The 6,933-nt window shown below is 70.1% G+C and carries 3 protein-coding genes; all 3 read left to right on the forward strand.

The features are described from left to right. Positions 1-526: 526 nt before the first annotated feature. The 3 genes from QH196_RS04560 to QH196_RS04570 all read left to right on the forward strand — a co-directional run bounded on the left by QH196_RS04560 (position 527) and on the right by QH196_RS04570 (position 6,727). On the forward strand, positions 527-4,906 hold the full coding sequence (locus QH196_RS04560) for a lipid II flippase MurJ (RefSeq protein ID WP_432279434.1): 4,380 nt from the start codon (positions 527-529) through the stop codon (positions 4,904-4,906). Between the two features lie 251 nt (positions 4,907-5,157). After that, on the forward strand, positions 5,158-5,751 hold the full coding sequence (gene sigM / locus QH196_RS04565) for an RNA polymerase sigma factor SigM (protein WP_280414481.1): 594 nt from the start codon (positions 5,158-5,160) through the stop codon (positions 5,749-5,751). 130 nt (positions 5,752-5,881) lie between these two features. Then, positions 5,882-6,727, forward strand: a complete 846-nt coding sequence (locus tag QH196_RS04570; protein ID WP_280414480.1) for a hypothetical protein — start codon at positions 5,882-5,884, stop codon at positions 6,725-6,727. Positions 6,728-6,933 lie beyond the last annotated feature (206 nt).

A 6,933-nucleotide genomic window follows, 5' to 3' on the forward strand; every position in this document is an offset into this window, starting at 1 on the left:
CCGAGCTGCGGGCGGGAACCTGGCAGGGCGCCCGGATCGACCCCGGGCACAACCGCCACGGGGGGGGCGGGGCGATACAGGCGCCATGATCCGCGACGATCAACCCCCCGCTCAGCGGCAGCCGCCGGGTACACCCCCCGCCGGCCCACGCGGCCGGCGGGCCCCCAGCGCACCGTGGGAGCGGGTGCCTCCGTCTCCCGGATCGGAGCCGGAGATGACCGGCCGCCCGCGCGATACCGATCGCGAGTCCTTCCGGGAACCGCCACCACAGCTGCGCCGATCCGAGCAACCGGCCGATCCGGCTCCCCGGCCCGGCCCGCCCGCGCGGCCGGTGCCCGGCCCGCATCCGGGGGACGATCGGTATGCCGCGAACCGGCAGCGTCCCCCCGCGCGCGATAGCCGTAACCCGGCGCCCGGACGACCACAGAACCCGCCATCCGGCGCGCGACCTGCCGTACCACCCCCGCATCCAGGCGGCCGGCCCCCCGCACCGCCCGCGAATCCCCGTCCCGGCGGCCGGCCCGGTATGCCGCCGCTGGAGCCACAGTCCGGTGCGCGGCCCGCGATCCGGCCCGACCAGCGCCCGTCCGCGCCGCCTTCGGCGCCGCATCCGGCGGTACCGCCCGCGAGTCGGCCCGCGGCGTTCCGGCCCCCCGCACCGCCCACCGGGCGTCCGCAGCCCGGACCCGGCCGGTCACCTGAGGCGCAACTCGATGCCGGTCACCGGCGGCCCGTTCCGCCCCTGCCTCCGCAACAGCCGCGGCCCGAGACCGGCGGGCCCCAGGGCGGGCCGGCTTCCGAACCTTTCCCGGCCCAGCGGATGCGGCCGATCCAGCAGAATCGGCCACCCGAGCGGTCACCGCGCCCGGCCGACCGGCAGAGCCCGCCCGCGCAGAACCCGGGTGCTGCTCCCGGCCCGCAGCGACAGCCGAACCGGCCGGGGCCGCAGGCGCCGCCGCCCGCGAATCCGCGCCCGCAGACCCCAGCGCGCCGGCAGGCGCCGCCGTCGCAACCGCTGCGCCAGGTGCCGCCTGCACGCGAACCCCAGCGCGCCGCACCCACCCCGATTCCGGCGGCCGCCGGTAACCGGCCACGGACCGGCCGGCAGCCCGCAGTTGCCGTGGCAGAGCCCCTCGAGGCGGCCGCTACCGCGGATAAACCCGACAACAGCCAGTCCAAACTGCTCAAGGACTCCGGTTCGATCGCGATCGCCACGCTGATCAGCCGCATCACCGGATTCGGTAAACAACTGCTGCTGCTCGCGGTACTCGGCCCGGCCATCGCCAGTTCGTTCACCTCGGCCAGCCTGATTCCGAACATGATCGCCGAACTGGTCCTCGGCGCCGTGCTCACCGCCATTGTGGTGCCCACCCTGGTCCGGGCCGAACAGGAGGATCCCGACCACGGCGCCGCGTTCATCCGGCGGCTCGTCACTGCCGCTGCCGTCATCCTCGGCACCGCGGCCGTCCTGGCGACCGCCGCGGCGCCGGTTCTGGCGACCCATGTCTTCGTCTCCGCGGACGGCAAGGTCAATACGTCGCTCACCACGGCGCTGACCTTCCTGCTGGTCCCGGCCGTCCTGTTCTACGGGCTGTCGGCCCTGTTCACCGCCATCCTCAACACTCGTGGGGCATTCAAACCCGGCGCGTGGGCGCCGGTCCTGAACAACGTGGTGGTACTGGTGGTGCTCGGGCTCTACGCCGTGACACCCGGCGAGATCACCCTGGACCCGGTCCGGATGAGCGATCCGAAACTGCTCGTCCTCGGCTGCGGCGTAACCCTCGGCGTGATCGTGCAGGCAGCCAGCCTGCTGCCGGCCATTCGCCGTCAGGGAATCGATCTGCGGCCGCTGTGGGGGTTGGACAGCCGGCTCAAACAGTTCGGCACGATGGCCGCGGCGATCATCCTCTACGTGCTGATCAGCCAGATCGGCGGCATTTTCGCGAACAATATCTCCTCGCACGCCGATGAGGCCGGTCCGGCCATCTACCAGAACGCATGGCTGCTGCTGCAGCTGCCGTACGGCGTTATCGGTGTCACCCTGCTCACCGCGATCATGCCCCGGCTCAGCCGTAACGCCGCCAACGACGACACCCCCGCGGTGGTCGACGATCTGTCGGCGGCCACCAGGCTGACCATGATCGCGCTGATCCCGATCGTCACCTTCCTGACCCTGGCGGGGCCCCAGGTCGGGGATGCGCTGTTCGGGTACGCACGGTTCGCCGAGGACGCCTCCCGCCTCGGTACGGCAGTCAGTTTCTCGGCATTCACCCTGATCCCGTACTCGCTCGTACTGATTCATCTGCGGGTGTTCTACGCCCGCGAACAGGCGTGGACCCCGACCTGGATCATCCTCGGGATCACCGCCGTCAAGATCCTGTTCTCGGCGCTGGCCCCGTTCATCGCCGACAGCAGCGACCAGGTCGTGATCGTGCTCGGTATCGCCACCGGCCTCGGTTTCACCGTCGGCGCGGTGATCGGCGGCTGGCTGTTGCACCGCAGCCTGGGCGATCTGCGGATGGCCAATGTGGGACGTACGGTCAGCCGGGTGCTGCTGTCCTCGCTGGCCGGCGGCGCCGTCATGCTCATCGCCGACCGGGTGATGGGTCTGGACCGGCTCACCGAATCCCTCGGCGGGCCGGGCTCGTTCATCCGGGTCGGGATCACCGCCATCGTGATGTTCGCGGTGGCCTTCGGGCTGATGCGCCTTGCCGGAATCCCCGAGGTCGTCGCCATCACGGTCGCGATTTCGCGGCGGCTCGGTATCACCCCGCCGGCGCCGCCGCTGGATCTCGACGAACCCGTCGAAGAAGAACACACCACGCGGATCATGCGCCGGCCCGACCCGTACCTCGCGTACTCCGGCTTCGATTCGGCCATGGACGCACAGAGCACAATGGTGCTACCGGTGATCCGGCCGGACTCGGTTGATCGCACCGTACCCGGCCAGTTCCCGTACCCTGTTCGGCAGACCGGCACAAGTGACAGACCCGCCGAGTTTGCGGCATACCAGGGCGAAGGAGGTCCGAGGGTGAGCGACGACGCGGTGGGCAAGGTCCCAGCCGCCGATCCTGCGCGGAATCCGGCGAGCGGACGCTTGTCCACCGATGTTCCCCCGGAGCAGTCGGAGCCGGGTGAGGCGCGCACCCAGCGTGTGGATACCGGTTCCGCCGAATCCGCCCACCCGCCCGAGCAGACGCCGGACAGCGGGCCACAGTACGACGACGACGCCGGGCATCCGGACGATGCCGGCGATCATCTGTCCGAGGAGCGCGTCCAGCGCACCGGCGCCACGGTATCGGCCACCGATCCGGTGTACGACACCGGCATGATCGCCGTACCACCGATGACGCAGGCGAGCCGGGTGCAGCGTGGGCCCAAACTCATCGCCGGTGCATCCGTCGCCGGCGGACGATACCGGCTGCTCGCCGACCACGGCGGCGCACGGGGCCTGAAGTTCTGGCAGGCACTCGATATCAAGCTCGATCGGGAAGTGGCGCTGACCTTCGTCGACGCCGATCAGCGGGCCGGCAGCGATTCCGGTCAGGACGGCCCGCAGGCCATCCTGTCCCGCACGCTGCGCTTGGGCCGGATCAATTCACCGGGCCTGGCGCGGGTCCTGGATGTGGTGCGCGGTAGTTCCGGCGGCATCGTGGTGGCCGAATGGACACCGGGACGTTCACTGCGGGAAATGGCCGAAACCGTCCCGTCGCCGATCGGCGCCGCGCGCGCCATCCGGGTACTGGCCTCGGCCACCGAAATGGCACACCGCAGCGGCGGCGCGCTGTCCATCGACCATCCGGACCGGATCCGCATCAGCGCAAGCGGTGACGCGGTACTGGCGTTCCCCGGCACTCTCGGCGATGCCGACCCGCAGAGCGATGTCCGCGGTCTGGGCGCCATGCTCTACGCGCTCATCACCGCCCGCTGGCCGCTGCGGTCCGGCGGCGTCAGCGGGAACGCTGCCACGGTGGGCGGGTTGCGCCTGGCCGATTTCGGGTCCGACGGCACCCCCGTCGAACCCCGCCAGATCCGGCCCGAGGTTCCCTTCGAGATCTCGGCCGTGGCCGTACGCTCGCTGGAACCGAACAAGGGTGTCCGCACCGCCGCCACCATCCAGCACGTGCTGGAACAGGCCTCGGTGGTGGACCAGAAGACCGATTTCATCCCGGTGTTGCGGCTGGGGCAGCGCGCTCCGGCACCGGCCGACGAATCGCTGGCCGATCCGGAGCTGCTGGCCGCCGAACGCGAGAAATCGCAACGGATGATGTGGATCATGGTGGCCCTGGGGATTCTCACCGCGCTCGTGGTCGGCATCGTCATCTGGTGGCTGGTGAGCGTTTTCGCACCGGGCGACTCCAGTGAACCGCTCAACGAGCAGCGCGTGATCGGTTTGACGACCAGCCGCGCGCCGGAGGAGTCGCCGAGCTCGGTGGCCCCGTCGAGCACACCTGCCGGGGCCGCCGGCGTACCGGTGCCGATCTCGGGGATAACGGTGTTCTCCCCGGAGGGCACGCCGGACGACCCCGACGGCGGGCCCGCGGCGATGGACGGTGATCCGGCCACCTCGTGGAGCACCGACCAGTACTTCCAGCAGTTCCCGGCGTTGAAGAAGGGAGTCGGCCTGCTGGCGACCCTGCCCAGCCCGGCGAACCTCACCAAGGTCACCATCACCTCGCCGACCCCGGGCACCTCGGTCGAGATCCGGACCTCGCCCACCGAAACCCCCACCTTGGACCAGACCCAGCTCGCCGGTACCGCGGTGCTCGGCGAGGGGGTCACGGAGGTTCCGGTGCAGAGTGATCAGGCTGCCCGCTACGTGCTGATCTGGGTCACCGGTCTGGGCAATTCCGGTGCCCAGTTCCAGAGCTCGATCGCCGAGCTGAGTTTCGAAGCAAAGCCCTGACCTGCTGTTTCATCGCCCCATACGGATATCCGGAGGATCTGGATCCGGTTGCCGCGCAATGGTGGCCGGGATATGATCACGGTCCGCGCTCCCAGGAGGGAGCCGGTGGGATCAGGGGTACGGTCCCGCTCGCTGAGTACACGCAGTAATCACCACAGGCCGGCTCGCACCGCGCCGACGCTGTCGTGGGCGGTTGTCCAAGGGGTTGGCTATTGTCGTCCGAATTGAATGCGGGGGTTCGCGGGGAGACGGTGCCGTCTCCTGGGGCAGCGGCGCGAGAAACCGGGTTCGATATCACCTCGGATACCGATTTACTGCGGGCGCATGCGGCCGGGGCGCCGCATGCCTTCGCCGAACTGATCCGCCGGCACAACGACCATCTCTGGCAGACCGCCGCACGTGTCTGCTATACCCCCGAGGACGCCGCCGATTCGCTCCAGGAAGCTCTGCTGTCGGCCCATCGCAACGCGGGCTCGTTTCGTGGTGATTCCGGGGTTCGTACCTGGTTGCACCGCATCGTCGTCAATGCCTGCCTGGACCGGATCCGGCGCAACCGCGCCCAGCGGGCCGTGGTCCTCCCGCCGGAGGTCTGGCCCGAAATATCGGACTACGCCGACGAATACAGCCGGGTCGATATCTCCATCGTGCTGGAACGTGCCCTGTTCGCGCTCCCGCCGGACCAGCGCGCGGCGGTGGTGGCCGTGGATGTCGAGGGGTACAGCGTCTCCGACGCCGCCGATCTACTCGGTGTTCCGGTGGGCACGATCAAGAGCCGATGTGCGCGGGCGCGGCAGCGTCTCAAGGCCGAATTGGATTCGCTGAACGGGGAGGGGAACCGGATGTGAGGACGACGCGTCCAAACCAGTGACACATTTTCCCTCCCGAATGGGATGTACTCACCGGGAGTGCAACCGCAGACCCCAGGAATCGACACCCGAGCCAGATGGACGCAGCAGAATTGGAGGTGCGAAGGTCATGAGCCCCGTTCCGCAACCTCCTTTCCCCGCGGAGTTGCTCGCCGATCTGCACGCCGGAAATCTCGACCCCGCACTGGAGGCCCGGCTCTGGCCGGCGGTCCGCCGGGATCCGGACGCCCGCCGTTATCTCGAATCGCTCGATGCGTTGCGCACATCTCTCACCGGCCTCGCCGAGTCCGACCGGGTGGTCCGCCCGATGCCGGCGGATATCGCCGCTCGGTTGGACGCGTTCGCCGAATCCCTCGGGAGCGAAGCGGGTCACCAGGACGGTGGCGATACCGCCGGGGCGGTGGAGGCAACTGTGCCGCTCGGTGATGTCCCGGCACCGGCGCTCGCCGCAAGGTTCGGGGCTGCGGACGCGGACCGGTCCGCGCCGGGGGCCGAGCCGGCCGGTGGGGCGCCGATATCGCTGGACGCTCGTCGCCGGCGCCGGCGGCTCGCCGCCACGATCGCCGCGGCCGCCGCGGTACTGATCTGCGCCGGCGCCGCGCTGTTCGCCGGCGTCCGGCCCGAGGGCGAAACGACGCCGACTGCCGCCCCTACCGCCACCGCGGGCACGGACTCGGGCGCCGAGTTCGATACAGCGATCGCGCTGCGCGCACTGGGCCGCCACGATGTGCCCGGCCGGCTGGCCGATCCTGCGGCCCTTACCGCATGTGTCCGTGCTGCCGGGGTCGACCGCCCCGTACTCGGGTCCACCGAGATGAAGTTCCGCGACCGGGACGATGCGGTGCTGATACTCGTCGGTGGGCGAAACGGCGCGCAGATCACCGCGCTCGTCGTCGGCCCCGGATGCGGGCCGGGCAACCCGGAGTTGCTGACCCCGATCACCGATATCGGCTGAGAAAGCCCCGGCTCACTACGGCTGTGCAGCCACAGTTCCCGAACTGCCCGTTGCGCCGCCCACACGAGCTCGGGTCGCGGGCCCGGTCGGGGCCCCCCCCGGGACAAAACCCCGGGTACCAGTTTTTTTACCCAAAAGCACCCAAAGAATTTACGGGAAGGGTCCAAGTGCACCCCCCATTGAGGCCAGATAATAGTCGGCGCGGG

Source organism: Nocardia carnea, from assembly GCF_029868325.1.
GTDB lineage: Bacteria > Actinomycetota > Actinomycetes > Mycobacteriales > Mycobacteriaceae > Nocardia > Nocardia carnea_C.

Excerpts from the sequence above, each read along its gene's own strand:
- QH196_RS04570 (WP_280414480.1), top strand. The coding sequence starts at position 5,882 with ATGAGCCCCGTTCCGCAACCTCCTTTCCCCGCGGAGTTGCTCGCCGAT.
- QH196_RS04560 (WP_432279434.1), top strand. The coding sequence starts at position 527 with ATGCCGCCGCTGGAGCCACAGTCCGGTGCGCGGCCCGCGATCCGGCCC.